16 protein-coding genes and 1 pseudogene are annotated in these 15,612 nt (G+C 69.8%); all 17 read right to left on the bottom strand.

The features are described from left to right. Positions 1–713: pseudogene (locus VET29_RS09795) on the bottom strand (hypothetical protein); the annotation flags it as partial. Between the two features lie 23 nt (positions 714–736). After that, positions 737–2,755: a hypothetical protein gene (locus tag VET29_RS09800; protein ID WP_324917924.1), complete on the bottom strand. Its 2,019-nt coding sequence runs from the start codon at positions 2,753–2,755 to the stop codon at positions 737–739. Between the two features lie 563 nt (positions 2,756–3,318). Then, positions 3,319–3,675 carry a hypothetical protein gene (locus tag VET29_RS09805; RefSeq protein WP_324917927.1) on the bottom strand — a complete coding sequence of 119 codons (357 nt, stop codon included), beginning with the start codon at positions 3,673–3,675 and terminating at the stop codon, positions 3,319–3,321. A 21-nt stretch (positions 3,676–3,696) separates the two neighbouring features. Then, positions 3,697–4,263: a hypothetical protein gene (locus VET29_RS09810; RefSeq protein WP_324917930.1), complete on the bottom strand. Its 567-nt coding sequence runs from the start codon at positions 4,261–4,263 to the stop codon at positions 3,697–3,699. A 2-nt stretch (positions 4,264–4,265) separates the two neighbouring features. After that, positions 4,266–4,505 (bottom strand): hypothetical protein, encoded by a 240-nt coding sequence (locus VET29_RS09815; protein WP_324917933.1) that lies wholly within the window; start codon positions 4,503–4,505, stop codon positions 4,266–4,268. Then, positions 4,502–5,455 carry a phage tail tube protein gene (locus tag VET29_RS09820; RefSeq protein WP_324917936.1) on the bottom strand — a complete coding sequence of 318 codons (954 nt, stop codon included), beginning with the start codon at positions 5,453–5,455 and terminating at the stop codon, positions 4,502–4,504. Before VET29_RS09820 ends, VET29_RS09815 begins: the two co-directional genes overlap by 4 nt. A gap of 18 nt (positions 5,456–5,473) precedes the next feature. Further along, positions 5,474–5,950 carry a hypothetical protein gene (locus VET29_RS09825; RefSeq protein WP_324917939.1) on the bottom strand — a complete coding sequence of 159 codons (477 nt, stop codon included), beginning with the start codon at positions 5,948–5,950 and terminating at the stop codon, positions 5,474–5,476. Between the two features lie 68 nt (positions 5,951–6,018). Then, the gene (locus tag VET29_RS09830; RefSeq protein ID WP_324917942.1) at positions 6,019–6,483 is read right to left on the bottom strand and encodes a hypothetical protein; all 465 of its coding nucleotides are present in this window, start codon (positions 6,481–6,483) and stop codon (positions 6,019–6,021) included. Beyond that, positions 6,483–7,445, bottom strand: a complete 963-nt coding sequence (locus VET29_RS09835) for a hypothetical protein (RefSeq protein WP_324917945.1) — start codon at positions 7,443–7,445, stop codon at positions 6,483–6,485. The genes VET29_RS09830 and VET29_RS09835 overlap by 1 nt, the downstream gene beginning before the upstream one ends. Continuing rightward, positions 7,445–7,723 (bottom strand): hypothetical protein, encoded by a 279-nt coding sequence (locus VET29_RS09840; RefSeq protein ID WP_324917948.1) that lies wholly within the window; start codon positions 7,721–7,723, stop codon positions 7,445–7,447. The genes VET29_RS09835 and VET29_RS09840 overlap by 1 nt, the downstream gene beginning before the upstream one ends. Next, a complete protein-coding gene (locus VET29_RS09845) occupies positions 7,723–8,130 on the bottom strand; it encodes a hypothetical protein (RefSeq protein WP_324917950.1) in 408 nt (135 codons plus the stop codon). Before VET29_RS09845 ends, VET29_RS09840 begins: the two co-directional genes overlap by 1 nt. Before the next feature lie 100 nt (positions 8,131–8,230). Further along, a complete protein-coding gene (locus VET29_RS09850) occupies positions 8,231–10,963 on the bottom strand; it encodes a hypothetical protein (protein WP_324917953.1) in 2,733 nt (910 codons plus the stop codon). Next, a complete protein-coding gene (locus VET29_RS09855) occupies positions 10,960–11,475 on the bottom strand; it encodes a hypothetical protein (RefSeq protein ID WP_324917956.1) in 516 nt (171 codons plus the stop codon). Before VET29_RS09855 ends, VET29_RS09850 begins: the two co-directional genes overlap by 4 nt. 21 nt (positions 11,476–11,496) lie before the next feature. After that, a complete protein-coding gene (locus tag VET29_RS09860) occupies positions 11,497–12,948 on the bottom strand; it encodes a hypothetical protein (protein ID WP_324917960.1) in 1,452 nt (483 codons plus the stop codon). Further along, positions 12,945–13,220, bottom strand: coding sequence for a hypothetical protein (locus VET29_RS09865; protein WP_324917963.1), 276 nt, complete (start codon positions 13,218–13,220; stop codon positions 12,945–12,947). The genes VET29_RS09860 and VET29_RS09865 overlap by 4 nt, the downstream gene beginning before the upstream one ends. A 15-nt stretch (positions 13,221–13,235) precedes the next feature. Next, positions 13,236–14,855 (bottom strand): hypothetical protein, encoded by a 1,620-nt coding sequence (locus VET29_RS09870; RefSeq protein WP_324917966.1) that lies wholly within the window; start codon positions 14,853–14,855, stop codon positions 13,236–13,238. After that, a partial coding sequence (locus VET29_RS09875; RefSeq protein WP_324917969.1) for a hypothetical protein occupies positions 14,809–15,612 on the bottom strand: 804 nt, incomplete at its 5' end. The genes VET29_RS09875 and VET29_RS09870, both read right to left, overlap by 47 nt.

A 15,612-nucleotide genomic window follows, 5' to 3' on the forward strand; every position in this document is an offset into this window, starting at 1 on the left:
GGGGCGAACACGGTGCCACCGAGGCTACTCGCACCAACGGCGAGATCCACAGTACTGGCGAAGATGCTCGTTGTGCCCGCCGTAGTCACCGCCGCCCCCAGCTGCGTCCATGATCCACCGATAGCCGAGGCGGTGTAGAAGGTGACCGTCTTGCCGCCGGCACCGTTGTTGACGTCGAGCGTGGCCCGGACCGCGAGCCTGCCCGCCGAGGCAGACACGGGCGCGGTGGACACCACTGACACCAGCGTCCCGGTCGTGCCGTCGGTAGTCCACACGAGCAGCAGATTCCCGTTGCCGGCGAGGAAGAACCCATACGAGAACTGGGCGTCGACCTTCGCGACGAGGACTGTCAGATACGTAGGCCGCCACGTCACCGGCTCCAGTTCGACACGCACGTCAATGTCGCCCGTGATGTCCAATACCGCGGTGTCCGGTGTGGACGCATAAGTACCATTCATACCCAGCAGCGACAATCCGACCTGCGGATTGCCGATCCGCACTCGGAGCGGCGACCCCACACCCACCTTCGCGTGCACTGGACTGCGCGGATCCAGTGGCGCCCACTTCGACCCCGGACTCTCCAACGTCAACCCAACCTCAGTGGGTACCGCCTCGCTGTGCGAGTCCTGCATGCCGAACGTGACGCCGATCGACGACCGGGACGCGTCCAGGTCCTGGGCCGAAACCGTGTTCCACGCGCCGTCGTAGAACACCTCGACACGCGCGTCGGGCGCACTCATGACGTCGCAAAGAATCGTTCGGCCGAACCGCGAGCCTGGCGACTGATCGCCTCCCGCAAGTCGGCGACCAACTCGTCCCTGCTACCCAAGTACCGCCCGAAGTTGAAGTTGTTGATCACTGTTCCCGAACCGCCCATACCCCCGCCGCCACCGCGACCTGAACGCGCCATCAGCCGATCGGTCTCGTCCGCCGTAGCGACCCACCCGTCCCGATTCGGGAAAACGAGCTCGGGCCCTTCCTCGCCGACCAGGTAGGGCTCGCCGGCCTTCATCGGGCCACCGCTCGCCAGACCAGCGATGTAACGGCCACCAGAGGACGAGAGGATGTCACCGGTCGTCTTCACCGTGAGGTAGACCGTCTTGTTCTTCACTCGCGCCAGGGCGTCTTCGACGCCACCAACGACCGGACTGGCGAGGTCTTGCGCGGTGAGTGTGATCTCCTTGCCGTTCGGGAGGATTGCGATCGCGGTCCCTGCCTCGTTGACCTTGATCTTGACGCCGAGCGCGGCCAGCGCGGTGGCGTCCATACCGCCGATCATCTGTCGCAGTGCGGGCGGCGCGTCGTTGCCAGAGATCGACGCCAAGCGCAAGATCTCGTTGTTCTGCGCCTCCATCTTCAACCGGGCCTTCTCCGCGGCGTCCGCGCCGATGTAGTTCGCCTCGGCCAGAGCTCCGGCCGCCGCCACGGACTGCACGACCGATTGCTCCCACCCGAACATCGCCGCCGTGGCCTCCGTACTGCTGATGCCGTGCTCGTTGATCGCGTCGATGGCCCGCTGGTGGGCCTCGGTTTCCGCGTTGACGGCTGTGCGGTAGGCGAGGTTCTTGTCGACGAACCCCAGCATGACCTCGTTCAGCCGGATCAGCGCCGCGGTGTGCTCCTCGGTCTTGCTGGCGTTGGTGGCGGATGCGTCCGAGAGTTCCTTCGACCTGGCCGTGGCATCCGCCATCGTGCCGTTGGTGTTGTTCAGGACCTCCTTGAGGAGCTTCGCTTGTGTGGCCCAGTAGCTCGTCACCTCGACCGAGCTGTTTCCACTTTGGACATACGAGGTGCCGTTCTGGATGATCTTGTCCAGTTGGGCGTTGAGGTCCTTTTGGGCGTTCACGTTGCCCAGGTAGCCGTCGGTCACCTTGGGCAGGCTCAGGCCCAGCTCGCGTGACACCGCGAGCACGTTCTTGCCGGTGTCGGCGACCTGGGTGTCCTGCAGTTGCTTCGCGGCCTGTGCGCGGATGGACTGTGTGACCACGCCGTTGGTTGCGGCCAGCGCCTTGGCCAGGTCTTCCACGTTCGCCTCGTGCTGCGCGGCCGCTTGTGCGGCGAGCTGCTGTTCGTGGCCGAGCGCGCCGAGGATGACGCCGAGGCCGGCGGCGGCGACCCCGAGCATGCCGAATCCGCCGGCGAGGCCGGACAGGCCGGCCTTGACCTTGCCGCCGAACCCGGTCGCTTCGCTGATGTCGGTCTTCACCTTGGCGAACTGGGCGGAGAGCCCGCCGAAGGTGATCGTGTCCAAGCCCTTGAGCGCGGCGCCGGCCGTCAGCACCACACCGAGGAAGGCGCCGAACTGTGCGGGCGCCATGCCCACGATGGACAGCAGGCCGGACAGGACGTTCAGCGCCTGGCCGGCCGCGCCGAACAGCACCGGCAGCGCGCCGCTGGACAGCCCGGAGATCGTGCCGGTCAGCTGGTCGAACACCTGCTCCAGCCGCTTCACTGTGGGCTCGCCCTCGTTGGCCAGCCGGGCGAACAGGTCGCCGGCGAAACCGAGCGCGGTACGGATGATCTGGCCGAATTCTCGGATGATCTTCCCGGATGAGTCTGAGCCCTTCGACATGTTGACGAAGAAGTCGGTGGTGCCCCTGCCGACGTCGATGAGCAGGTCCCGTACGCCTTCCATCGGGGCCTGCGAGGACTCGACGGCGGCTTCGAGCCCGGGGAACGCTTCCCGGATGAGGCCGTCGACGCCGTCGGCGAAGGCCTCGACCGCCGGCGCGCTGTCGCGGAACAGCCCGGCCATGCGGGGCTGCAGCGCGTCGAACGTGCCGCCGATCTGGTCACGGATTCCCAGCAGGGTCGACGCGAGCGGCTCGGCCGCGGACTTCGTCCCGGTCGAGATTTCGTTCCACAGGTCGTTGAAGCTGTCCTTGACGTCCTGATTGGACGATGCGACCGCGAGGCCGACGGAGCCGGCGACCAGCGCGGTGCCGCCGAGCGCGGCCGCGATCCCCAGGCCGGCGGCCGCGGCCGCCGCGGCCGACCCGCCGAGGGCAGCGGTGGAGATCTTGCCCCACCGGTCGAGCCGGCTGGCGGCGTCGTCCGCTGCCTTCGCGACCTTCTTGAAGGCCGGGCTGCCCCTGTCGATACCCAGAATGGTGAAGATCAGGTCACGTGAGCGGCTGGCCATCTACCTCACCCCCTCGAACTACCTGCCCGACTTGCGAGCTGCATCGGCCTTCGCGCGGATCGTGCGAAGGCGGTCATCCGCGATCGCTTTGAACAGCTGGAAATCCGTACGACTCATTTCGTCCACAAAGGACGGTGGCCATTCGAACAGCTCGAAGAAGACCCGCTTGTACTGCGTCAGCTCGGAGAGGAGCGAGGGCCACGCGGTTTGGTCGACCTCGTGGACCGGGGGGAGGAGGATTTTGCCGGTGCGGGGGTCGCGTCGGACCCCTTCGTAGGGTCCGGCTCCTCCATCACGAAATGCAGTCTCCCCATGGGGAACTCCAGCGCGGCGAACTCGACGTGGTGGTCGCTCTTGCGCATCGCCAGCCAGTAGAACGCCGCCATGCCATCCGGACCGTGCAGCGCCAGCTCGGACACGAGCCGGTGGTAGGGAACGCCGGTCACCTCTTGGAGCAGCTTCGCTTCCCGGTTCGTGACCTCGGCGAGGGTGATCGGGTACTCCCGCCCGTTCGGATCGATGAACTTCGACATTCGGTTGAGATCTCCTCCGCTTCAGATCTTGTCAAGGAATTCCTCGACCTTGTCCAGCGCCTTCTCGCGCACGACCTCGCCGCCCCGCTCCGCGGGCTCGTCGAACCACTCGACCGGCGCGACGGTCTGGTTGACCCACTTCTCCCGGTCGGCGAACACGGGGTGGCGCCAGCGGCCGCGGTTCATGGACTGCGGCAGCTGCTGCTGATCGGCGGGCATCCGTTTGGCGTCGGAGCGGATCCGCACCGACGCCGTGTTGCCTCCGGTCGTGACCTGCGTGCGCACCGTGCGCGCCGCTGCTTCCCGTAGCCCGGACGCGCGGTGGGCACGGAGCTTGGCCGCGGGGCCGGCCTTGCGTTTACCCAGCAGCCGCGCCGATCGCGCGGCGCGGGCCGAGGCGCCACCGCGGGTGGTGGTCGAGGTCTTGATGCCCTGCACGCGGGCTTTCTGCGCGTCCTCGATCGGCTTGGCGTTGGCGCGCATCGAGTCCCGCACCTCGCGCAGCAGGCTGCCGTCGCCGGCTTGTTTCAGGTCGCGGGCGAGTTGGCTGAACTCCTCGGTGCCCTCAACCCGCAGGTAGGCAACCACGTCTATGCCTGCCCGCCGGCGGGCAGTTCACGCCGCTGGTCGAGCCGCACGGCCTGGGCACGCACACGCGGGCGGGCCGCGACGTCGATACCGACCGCGACCGGCACCACCTGCTGCGGGCCGAGCTCGCCGAGCACATACCGTCGGTACTCGCGGGTCGGCATGAGCAGGGTGCAGCCGAGCTCGCCGAGCAGGTAGGTGTGTCCGGTGGGGACGAAGCCGCCGGCGGCCTGGTCGGTCACGGGGTGGCGTCCGAGGTCTGGTACTCGACCTTGATCGAGGTGGTGCTGTTGTCGATGACCTTCCAGGGCAGGGTCTGCTTGACGATCTCGCGGCCGCCGATGGCGGGGGTTTCGCCGTCGAACCGGATGTTCGCGGTGAGGACGGTCTGGAAGGTCAGGGCGTCTTCGATGATGCCGCCGGCGAAGGTGAGCACGAGCGCGGCTTCGGTGCCGTTGACGAACCGGTTGTAGGCGGTCAGGGACTCGAACTCCGGTTCCATGGTGCCGGAGAACTCGCGCAGCGCCTGCTCCAGCGGCTGCTTGCGCAGCTGGGAGCCCATGAAGTAGCGGTCGTCTGCGATGCCGTTCTTGCCCTCGACCGACACCGACTTGACGTCCAGGTTGGAGCTGGCGACCGACAGGGTGCCGTTGACGAAGGTCATGCCGCTCAGCCCGGTCGGGTAGGAGACCGCGGCCAGAGAGGTGGCGGTGTCCTCGTCCTCGCCGAGCATGCTCATGGTGAGCACCGCGAGTTCGGACACCGCCGCCTCGAGCTTCCAGGAGGCGACGGTGCAGCCGTGGTAGGTGAACGGCCGCACGGTGCCGGTGACGTCGGGGCGACCGACCTGGATCGTCTGCCCGGTGGGGAGATCACCGGGGGTGAAGGTGTGCCTGTAGACGGTCGGCGAGTTCGCGGCGTCCGGCTGGGAGGTGACGGTCCCGCCGAGCGCGTGCTTCCACCACCGGCCGAAGCCCTTGTTGCCCATCTCCATGACCACGTCGCCGGACACGGACTTCTTCCCCGGGTACCACTGGGCGGAGCGCAGCACGCGCTGGCCGGCGCGGATGCCCTGAGACTCGATGCGTTCGATGTCCAGCTTCAGCGACTCCGACCGGAACTCGAACCCGCGGTCGGTAGTGACCGGGGTGCCGTAGACGGTCTCCTCGGCGGTCATCAGCTGCGCGGACATGCCGCTTCCGATACCCACTTACTTCGCCCCCTTCCGGGTCGTGCGGGCCGGCTGGTCGCCGTTCGCGGTGTTGTCGCCGCCGGCGCCCGCCGAGCCGGCAGGCGGCGTCTCAGCGGGCTTCTCGTCGGGCACGGACGGCGTCACAGACGGCGTCTGGTCGCCGCCGCCGTCCGGCGGGTCGTCGCCGTCCGGCGGGGTGTCGGCGACCTGTTGGGCCTGGAGCCACACCTCCAGGGCCTCCAGCACGTCCTCGCGTTGCGAACCGTTCCGTTCGGCGGTCAGCAGCCGCCGCGCCCAGTCCTTACGGGCGTCGAGGTCCTCGACGTGGTTGAGCCAGCCGAGGATCTCCCCGCGGCTGGTGTCCCAGGTGGACTGTTCGACCAGGCTCGCGCCGAGCGCGTCGTCGACCTCGATGGTCTGGCCGCGCCGCACGACCACGTCATGCAGGGCGGCGAGTTCGACCCCGTCATGGGGTCCGTGATAGGTGATCCGCACAGGGGACTCCTTGGCATGCCGAAGAACCCGCGCGACCGCACGGGCAGAAACCGTTGGGGATGCGTGGCTCAGGAGAGCCGGAAGTTGGCGCCGACGTCGTAGGTGAGCACGGCGAGCGCGCCGTCGTCGTCGGCGTCGGAATCGAGGTCGACCGCGGTGACCCCGACCCAGATGACCTCACCCGGCTCGTAGCCGGCCAGGCTGGCGGTGGCGGCGATGTTGTTCTCGATCACCGCGCCGATCGCGGTCGCGCGGGCCTCGGCCTCGTCCTGGTCGCCGCCCGGGATGTCGACCACCACGTTCAGCTTGATCGTGAGGGTCTCGTCCCGTTTGAACCGGGCCCGGCTGCCGCCCATGACCGGGTAAGACTGCTGACCGAACACGCGGTCGGTGTGCACCAGCTCCCGACCGTGCTCGTGGCCTCGGTACCCGTAGGTGACCGTCACCTCGGTGGTGGTCTCGTCCGCGGCCAGCCAGGACGCGACACTGTCGAGCAGCGCTCTCTTGGCGCGGCGGGCGTTGGTGCCGGCCATCAGCGCACGCCGCCGTGGAACAGGCTGTTGTACTGCGGGTCGAAGTTCAGCGGCCGGCTCGCCGGCACCGACCGGCCATCGCCGGCACCGGCACCGTCGCGCAGCGAGTACCGGCCATACACGCCGTCGACCTCGGGGATGCCGGTCTTGTAGGCGCCGGGCTGGTCGAGCCGGTAGTTGGTGCCCTCGGCGGTGGTGAAGGACAGTGCGCGGTCCGGGACGCCGGAGCGGGTGACGTTGCACCACGTCCGGAACCGGGTCTTGGCCGCGCGCACCAGGTCCGCCGGCGGCCGGGACAGGCCCAGCTCGTACTCCACGATGACGTTGCGGCGCCCCTCGGTCCACACAGCACCGTCGGTGCGGACCAGTGTGTTGTCCGGGGTGAGCGCGAGCGCGGCCAGCGCGCCGGCGGACAGCGGCACGAACGTCCCGTCGACCCGCGGGGCGAGCTGCACCGCGCGGATCGTGCGGAGGTCGTGGCCAGGTAGCAGCACCTCGCCGGTGCCGGTGCCGTCGAGGACCTCGCGGCGGTAGCGGCCGAAGAACGACCGGTCGGTGATCTCCTCCAGCTCCTGCTCGGTCTCCAGCAACGCGGCCGCCAGGTCGGCGGTCGTGTACTTGCTGGTGTTGGCCAGGATCGGGTCCGACGCGCGGGCCTGGGCGAGGGTGAACAGCCGGCCGCCGACGATCTCGACCTCGTCGACCTCGACCACCGCCGCGCCGGCGATCGTCGCCGACCACTCCACCGTCAGCAGGTCCAGGCTCGCCCGCGGGGTGAGCGCGAACGTGTACCGGCCGGTGCCGGCACCGGCGGAGGTGGCGTTGCCGGTCTGCACGCTGTCGCCGTTGGCGTCGGTGATGGTGACGGCCACGGGCGTGGTGGACGAGTCGGTCGGGGTCTCGCCCACCACGAAGGTGTGGTCGATCGCCGCGGCGGCGGTGCGCAGCACCCGGGTCAGCATCAGGACACCCAGACGCTGCCGGTGACCGCACCGGTGGTGTCCAGGTACAGGCCCGCCGTACAGCGCACCCCGTCCGGCACGCTGATCTGGACGTCCTCGCCCGAGGCGAGCTGTGCGGTGGCGATCACCGTCCCGGACGCGGCCGACGCGTTGTCGTAGAGCACGACCGTGTTCGCGCCGGCGCTGGCGTCCCGGATGGACAGCCCACGGAACGCGCAGGGGACGGCGCTCACCGCGCCGTCCCCGGTCACCGCCTTGGCGCTGGCCTGCGCGGTCATCAGCGGACCTGCACCGCGACCTGCACCAGGCCGGCCGGGATCGCCAGCCCGGACCCGGAGTGGGTGAAGTGCGCGGTGAGCACGTCGCCGGCGGTGGCCAGCAGGTCGCTTGCCGTCGAGGACAGCGTGAGCGCCTCGGGGGTGGTCGCGACACCGTTGCCGGAGGAGTAGGCACGCGCCGTGGCGGGGATGACCACGCCCGCGCCGGTGCCGCGGTTGCGGGGGGTGAGGGTGAAGTAGTTGGTGCCGTTCGCGGTGATCGCCGCGCCCGGCACCCACTTCCAGCCGGTGATCTTCGCGTTGAACGGCAGCACGACGATCGGGACCTCGACCGGGGTGCCGGCCGCGGTCGGCGGCACCTCGGCGGAAAAGATCTGATCGCCGCGCAGCTCAGCGACTGTGGGCATGGGTTACTCCTTGCTCAGATTGGAAGGTCACCGGCCGGACGCACAGCGGAGGGGCGCGTCCGGCCGGTGGACTGAGGGGATTGGGGTCAGAGTTCGCGGGTCACTGCGTGTTGCGCTGCAGGCCGCGGTACTCCAGCGGGGTGCCGCTGTAGATGTGGCGGATCTTGTAGGTGACCTTGTCCGCGTCGAAGTTCGAGCCGACGCTCGGGTCGGCCTGGGTGAACAGCTCCGGGTCCTCCCGGCCCTGGTAGAAGCCCACCTCGATCGTGGGGCACATGTTCGGGTCGGCCGCCAGGAACCAGTCGTTCTGATCGGTCCAGTAGTCGATCACGATCAGGTTCATGCCCTGGTACATGTTCGGCCGGTCAGCCGGGTCGTTGCTCGTGGACGGGATCGCCACCGCGCTCTTGGTCAGCTGGAAGCCCAGCGGCCCCAGGGTCGTCGGCACGATCAGCGTCCTCGGCTCGGTGGACAGGATGTTCGCCGAGTCGCCGTAGCCGGCCTGCTGACGCATCTTCACCCACGACGCGTCCAGCGCCGTCTGGGACAGCGCGGCCGCGGTGGTGTTGTTGTGGCTGGCGTGGAACAGCGCCGTCGCGTCGAAGGTCGTGGCGGCGTTGGTCGGGAAGATGTCCCACACGAACCGGTACAGGGTGATCGCCGCGGCGAGACCGAGCAGCCGCGGAATCTGCCGGATGGCACCGATGTCGTCGTTGGCGATCATCTCCAGCGTGAGGTCCTCCGTGCCACCACGCTTGATCACCGAGTAGACGGCTTCCTCATCCGTCGGCGAGGGCAGCGGCTGGTAGGGCGCACCCTGGTTGACCTGAGGGAGCAGGCCGTAGCCGCCGATCCGGGTCCGGCGCTGCTGGCGGAAGTCGTTCACCGGCACGATGTCCGACACGACCTGCCGCCACGACTGCAGGCTCGGCTGGTTGTACAGCGCGATCATGCGGCGGGTGACCGAGTCGCCCAGCACCTGGTCCCAGCTGGCCGAGTTCAGCGATTCCGTAGAGCGCTTGTCGCCGGAGTCGAACCGGCCGTGCGACTCGCGCAGGATGACCTTGTTGTCGTCCTCGTCGAACGCGAACCGCCTGCCGCTGAAGTCCTGGAACGCGTGTTTGAGGCTGCGGTAGCCCTCGCGGTAGTTCCCGGCCCAGAACGCGTCCAGCGCGGCGACCTTCTTCTCGTGCGACTCCTGGGTCACCTTCACCCGCGCCGGCGCGGCCAGCCCGGCACGCTCGAACGCGGCCAGCGCCGACTTCTGCGCGGCGATCTGCGTGTCCACGTGCGACTCGCCGATCCGGTCCGGCAGCGCCGCGGCGACGGCCTCGACCATCGCCGCCGGCAGCCCGGCTTCCTCCACCTTGGACCGGATCAGCATCTTGCCGAGGAAAGAACCCTTCGGCTGCAGATCGTCGGTCTCGGTGACCGGCGCCGGCGCGGTCTCGGTGACCGGGCCGGCCGTGGTTTCGCTCGCCCGCGCCAGACCGACCCCGGCGAGCTGCTCGTCCGTGGCCTCCTTCAGCGCAGCGAGCACGTCAGCGGTGTCCACCACTTCGTTCTCCTTCGTGCTCCCCGCGGGCGTCGTGCCCGTCGGGTCGTTGGGGTCGTCACCACCAGCGACCACACGTGTGGCCTGGCCGCCGGCGGCGGGGTGGGCGACGATGTCAGCCGAGTTCACCGAGGTGATCGCGGTTGCTTCCTGGATCTGCCGGCCGTTCTCCTGCACCGACCGGAAGTGCGCGTAGGCGTCGTGGCTGATACCGACGAGCGGGTCGACGCCTTCCAGCGCCAGGGCGGCGTCGAGCGCCTCGGCGGCGTGCTTCGCGGAGGGCAGCAGCACCAGGTCGGCCTCGATGCCCAGGGCCTCGGCGGTGGCGTTCTGGTAGTAGCCGACCAGGCCCTGGATCGTGCCGCTGGTCATCTCCTCGACGGTGCGGTGGTGGTCGAACGCCTTGGCGTTCTCATACAGCGGCGCGGCCTTACGCAGCACGCTCTCCGGGTAGCGGCGGCCGTTCTTGCTGTCGCCGTAACGGATCACCCGCACACGGAAGATCCGGTTGCCGGCCTCGTCGGTGCCCTTCGCCTCGAGGACACGGGCCGTGCCGCCCAGCTCGACCCGCGTGCCCCGCCCGGCCGCCTCGGTCACCATCCCGGTGTCGACGTCGCCGCCGGCGTCGACGGGCACGGTGACCGGGGTGTAGGTGCGGGCGACCTCGACCGGCTCGCCGAGCGTCACCTCGTCACCGATCAGGGTGTAGCCGCACTGGTACAGCCGGTCGTCGTCCTGCATGTACACCAGGTCGGTGTCGGTCAGGTCGACGATGTAGGCCCAGCAGTACCGGTCGGTGTACATCGTGTTCAGGTGCGCCCGCACGGCACGGCGCACCAGCTCGCGCACGTCATCGAACGACCGCTTGCCGTTGATCAGCGCCTCGGTGGCGGCGTTCTCGGTGACGGCGATGTCGAACCGGCGCAGCGCCGCCTTGATCCGCGCCCGGGTCAGCCGATCCGCCTCGGCGACCCGGGCCCACGACCCCCGCGCCTCGGTCTCCGTGCTGACCGGGAACTGGTGCGCCGGATCCGCGAACGCTCGCGCTGCCGACACCGGCGGTGCTGGCGCCGCCGCCTCGGTCACGCGCACCGGCGCCGGGTTGTTCGGGTTGAACTGGTGCGAGCACTGCGGGCACGTCACCACGTCGCCCACCCCCTTCTGCTCGAGCTGGTCACCGAGGCGGTCGCCGAGCTGGTCGCTGCGGAACCCGGCCGTGGCGCGGGTCTGCGCACAGGTGCCGCACGCCGGATCCGCGCACAGCCGGTGCTCGCTCACGCCTGGCCGGCCAGCTTGCGCAGCTGGTCGACGAGGCCCTTGCGGGGCTTGTCGGTGTCCTGCTCGACGACCAGCGCCCGCGCCGCCCGGTCCTTGTCGGCGCCGACCCAGGCGAGGACCTCGTCGACCGTGCCGGCCGGTACCTCGCCCCCGGTCACGGCGGCGCCGCCCTGGACCTCACCGTCGCCCTGGTCCTCGTCAACAGACGCGTTCGGGTCGACGACGGCGCCGCCCTGGACCCTCAGCTCCGGCCCCTGCTCGCCGACCAGGACCGGTTCGTCGCCCTCCACCGGCGCGCCGGGCATCGGGCCGTCCCAGGGCGTCACGACCGGCTTGCCGTCCTGGTCGGTCGTGACCAGGACGTGCTGGCCGTCGTGGGTCTGGACCACCGCGGCGTCCGGGTCGGCGTCGGGCAGCTCGGCGGCCGCGATGATCTCGGACGGCTTCATGCCGAGCACGCGGGCCAGCTTCTTGCGGTCGTCGGGGTGCAGCTCGGTCGGCTGGTTGCTCACGGTTCCTCCTTGGCGCACGCGTTAGACGGCGTGCAGATTTGGCTTGGCAGCGGCCTTTTCGGCTTCTGCGGCGATGTCGTCCGGGTTGGCGTTCGGCTTGCCGAGGTCGGCGTGGTAGGGGATGCCCATGTAGTCCTCCCACGCCTTGCGCGCGGCGACCTGGGCTGCTTCCTGGGTGAGAGCGCCGATCTTGACCAGCTTCTCCAGGCCTGTGCTGAGGTTCAGCAGGACCTTCGCGGTGATCTGGCTGTCGGCGGCCGCGACCTCCGGGCCGGTCACCATGACCGTGTCGGAGGCCCGGACCTTGGTGCGCTCACCGGTCTTCGGGTCGATCGAGTCCACTTCGGCCGGCAGCCGGCGCGCGGCGACCGCCCGGTCCACGGAGAACCTCACCTGCTCGGCCTGGTACCAGAGCCACTGCTTCTGCACGCCCTGCACGCGTCGACGTACCGGTTCGGCCATCGACAGGCTGGTGGCGCGGTTGGCGTCCTCCGGTTCGGCCAGCCAGATCTTCGAGAGGCCGGAGCCGGCGGCCGCGTTGGTGAGGATGGACTTCGCCGCGGTGGAGTCCTCGTAGGCGCCGGTCTCGGCGGACTTCGCCGCCCAGGTCACCTTGTCGTTGTGCACCTCGACCGTGCCGGACTTCGGGATGTGCGTGCCGCCGCGCGAGGCGATGAACTTCTGCACCTCGGTGTCGTCGCCCTCCACGGTGACGTCCCACACCAGGTAGCGGGCGAGCGCGGTGCGGTCGACCAGGTTGGACAGCACCGTGTCGTAGGAGTCGAGCGCGTCGATCACCGTCGAGAGGAACGGCTGGGAGCGCTGGTCGGTCTCGATCGCCTTCCACGGCGTCCAGAACACGCACTCGCCGTCACGCAGGCCGGTGATCTCGTCCGGCCGCGCGATCGTGAGCACGTTCTCGTTCTCGCCCGTGCCGAACACCACGCCCTCCGGCCAGGCCGGGTTGTTGTCCTTGTCCCACACGTCGGTGATCAGCGACGGGTCGATCGGCGCGTACCGCACCACCCCGGTCATCGGACCCACCATCAGCTGGCGCAGCGTCTCGCCGAGCAGCATCAGCGACCGCAGCCCGAGTTCTTGCGTGCCGCCGAGGTTGTTGATGGGGTCGTTCCAGAACTGCTGGGCGACCTCGTCCACCTCCGAGTTCGTCACCAGCAGCTTCACACCGGAATCGCCGACGCAGAACGACGTGTAGGTGTCCACAATGGCCTTGGCCATCGGGTTCACCCGGTAGGCCGCGACCGAGTAGGTGCGGGCCTTCTCCTGCGTCCAGTACGGCACCTCACGACCCCGGGAGCCGGCCGGCTTCCATCCGCGGTCGTCGTCGATCGGGTCGCCGTACATCCCGGTGCCCGACGCGCCGACCGCGGCGATCTGCGCCGGGGTCGCCTCGACCGCGCGCCGGGCCGGTGCCCGCCCTACTGCCCGGCGGGGCAGCAGCAGGTTCCTCACGCCGACTCCGCGGCCGCGGTCTCAAGGACGGCGAGCCGCTTGGTCCCGGTGGTCTCGCTGCCGTCCTGGGCGGCCGGGTCGGCGGGCGCGTAGGTGGCGCCGATCAGGCTCAGCCCGACCGCGAAGATCCCGCCGGCGAGCAGGCCCCACAGCCAGCCGGCCAGCCCGCCGACCGCGACCACGATCGCGACCAGGCCGAGCAGGCCGAGCGCGTTGTTCAGCAGCGTGCTCGACGGGTGCGGCACCCGGATCCGGATCTCGCTCGTGGCCACGGTGTCCTCCTCTGGTCAGATGTTCAGGCGCTCGATCGGGCGGAACAGCTCGCGCACGTTCCCGCCTGGCGGGGCGGCCGGCGCGGTCGCCGGCGCGTAGGACTTGGCGGCGGTGATCCGCTCGTAGAAGGCCCAGCGGGCAGCGGTCCAGGCGCCCACCGGGCTGGTCTCGGAGTCCTCGTCCTTGTGGGCCCACACGATCGCGTCGCCGATACGGCGGGTCTTCGCGCCGGCCACGGCGTCGTCGAGGATCTCCGGCTGGTCCTCGTCGGTCTTGATCCGCACCGTGTGGTGGCGGGTCGAGGTGAGCACGTGCCCCGCCGCGGCGGCCATGTCCGCGGCACCCAGCACCGCCAGGTCGCCCTTGAGCGGCTTGGCCGGGTCGGCCGGCTCGGTGATCCGCGCCTTCTTCAGCGCGGTCTCGAGGTACTTGAAGGTGTGTCGGCCCATCCCGATCGCCACCGGCTCCAGCAGTTCCCGCAGCAGCTCCAGGCGCGGCACGATCCAGTCGGTGCCGGCCACGTAGTCGACGAGCCGGCCGAACCCGAGCCCGTCCGGGGTGTGCCCGTACAGGAAGATCGCGCCGTAGTCCTTCTGCAGCGACAGATCCACGCCGAGCGCGCACCCGGCCGAGCGGTCCCGCGTGGCCTCGGCGCCCAGCTCCAGGATCTTCTGCCAGTCCTCCGTCGCGATCGAGCCGCCGGCGACGGTGAGCGGTAGCGGCCAGATCCCCAAGCACTCGCGGGCGAACCCGCGGCCGCCGCGGGCCCGCATGGTCCGGCGGTCGTCCTCGACGTCCTCCTCGTCGAGCCGGATCCCCAGCGCCGGGTTGGATGCCGCCCACCCGGCCCGGTCGTCCAGGTCGACCTTCTCCAGGTGGTCCAGGTCGCCGGCCAGGCCCCAGTCCCGGTAGCCCAGCCGCGTGAAGTCGCCGGCCTCGGCGCGGGCCCGCATCTCGTGCATGATCTCGCCGGAGTCGCCGTCCAGCGGCGGTGTGGACACGTAGACGACCTGGGCGAACGGCCGGGCCCGCATGGTGGGCTGCAGCGCGTCCTGCTGCTCAGCCGTGAGCGCGTACGCCTCGTCGAGGATGATCAGGTCGCCGGAGAACCCGCGGCCGGAGCCCTTGGACCGGGCGACGAACAGGATCGTCGCCTTCGTGTCGAGCCGCTTGAAGCCCTTGTTGTCGTTGCCCTGGGTGACCTTGACCCGGATCGACTTACCCGGGCCGACCGGGATGTTGAACAGCGTCGGATCGCCGGGCCGCACCTCGGTGCCGAGCACCTGGAACAGAGCCCACAGGCGGGTGAACTCCAGGTGCGCCGTCTTGAACTCGTGGGCGCTCCAGACGATCTCCTTCTCGCCCAGCAGCAGAAAGCCCGCCAGCGCGCGGGCCTTGAGCAGGACCCCTTTGCCGTTCTGCCTGGGTATCCATTCGCAATAGTGGCGGCACACCCACTTGCCGTTCGGGCGGACGGCCATCATGACGCGCAGCGAGTCCTGCTGCCACTGATCGAGAATCAGGCCAGCGCGGGCCGCCAGGTCGATCGCGAGATCACCAAGCGACTCGGTGAACTCGGGATGCCCCTCAACCCTGGGACGTGAAGCGCCGAGCAGCGAAATCGATGAGGTCACCGATGCCACCTCCGCCCGCAGCCGGAGCGTCCGGAGCCGCCGACGCTTCCCCCGCCAACGGCTCCGGTGCCTCCGCCCCGACCGCACTCGGGGACGCCTGCGTGGCCTGCTGCCCGACCGGCACACCGGCGCGGCCCGACAGGCGCAGCTCGGCGACCTGCCGGCGGAATGTGTCCTGCTGCTGGCGCTGCTCGACCAGCAGGCCGTTCACCACCACGCGGACCTCGACGACCTTGTCGGTGGACTCGATGTCGTTGCGGACCAGCTCCAGCAGCGTGGTGTCGTCGGCCTGGCGCAGCTCGTTCAGCCGTTCCAGCGTGTCCGCGGTCCGGCACGCCTCCTCAAGCAACATCAGGTGACCGACGTCCCGCGCGTGGACGCTCTCCGCCTCCCACAACCGTGACCCACGCGGACCCAAACCCGCAGGTGGCGACGGCTTTGTGACTCGATCTTCTGGGGGCGGTGTGACGTCACTCGTCACGTCACCCACCGCGTCACCGGCGGCGGTCACCGGCTCCGCCGGCGGCGTGCCGGCCGAGCCCTTCCCGACCTTCGGGCACTTCGACCGCGGGGTGCACAGCTGGTGGTCGCCGGCCTCGCACTTCTCCTTGCGCTCCCGCCACCGACGGGTACGCGCCGGGTCACTCACGTCGACCGACCACGGCGCCGGCTCCTCCAGGCCGGAAGCAGCGAGTGCCAGATTCGTTCCGCGTCGGGGCGGTCCCGCCAGCCCGGCAGGACGACCGCATCGACATCG

The organism is Actinophytocola sp. (assembly GCF_035634895.1).
Classification (GTDB): domain Bacteria; phylum Actinomycetota; class Actinomycetes; order Mycobacteriales; family Pseudonocardiaceae; genus Actinophytocola.

Coding starts and splice junctions, on each gene's coding strand:
- VET29_RS09805 (WP_324917927.1), bottom strand. CDS start 3,675: ATGTCGAAGTTCATCGATCCGAACGGGCGGGAGTACCCGATCACCCTC.
- VET29_RS09820 (WP_324917936.1), bottom strand. CDS start 5,455: ATGTCCGCGCAGCTGATGACCGCCGAGGAGACCGTCTACGGCACCCCG.
- VET29_RS09800 (WP_324917924.1), bottom strand. CDS start 2,755: ATGGCCGGGCTGTTCCGCGACAGCGCGCCGGCGGTCGAGGCCTTCGCC.
- VET29_RS09845 (WP_324917950.1), bottom strand. CDS start 8,130: ATGCCCACAGTCGCTGAGCTGCGCGGCGATCAGATCTTTTCCGCCGAG.
- VET29_RS09830 (WP_324917942.1), bottom strand. CDS start 6,483: ATGGCCGGCACCAACGCCCGCCGCGCCAAGAGAGCGCTGCTCGACAGT.
- VET29_RS09835 (WP_324917945.1), bottom strand. CDS start 7,445: ATGCTGACCCGGGTGCTGCGCACCGCCGCCGCGGCGATCGACCACACC.
- VET29_RS09840 (WP_324917948.1), bottom strand. CDS start 7,723: ATGACCGCGCAGGCCAGCGCCAAGGCGGTGACCGGGGACGGCGCGGTG.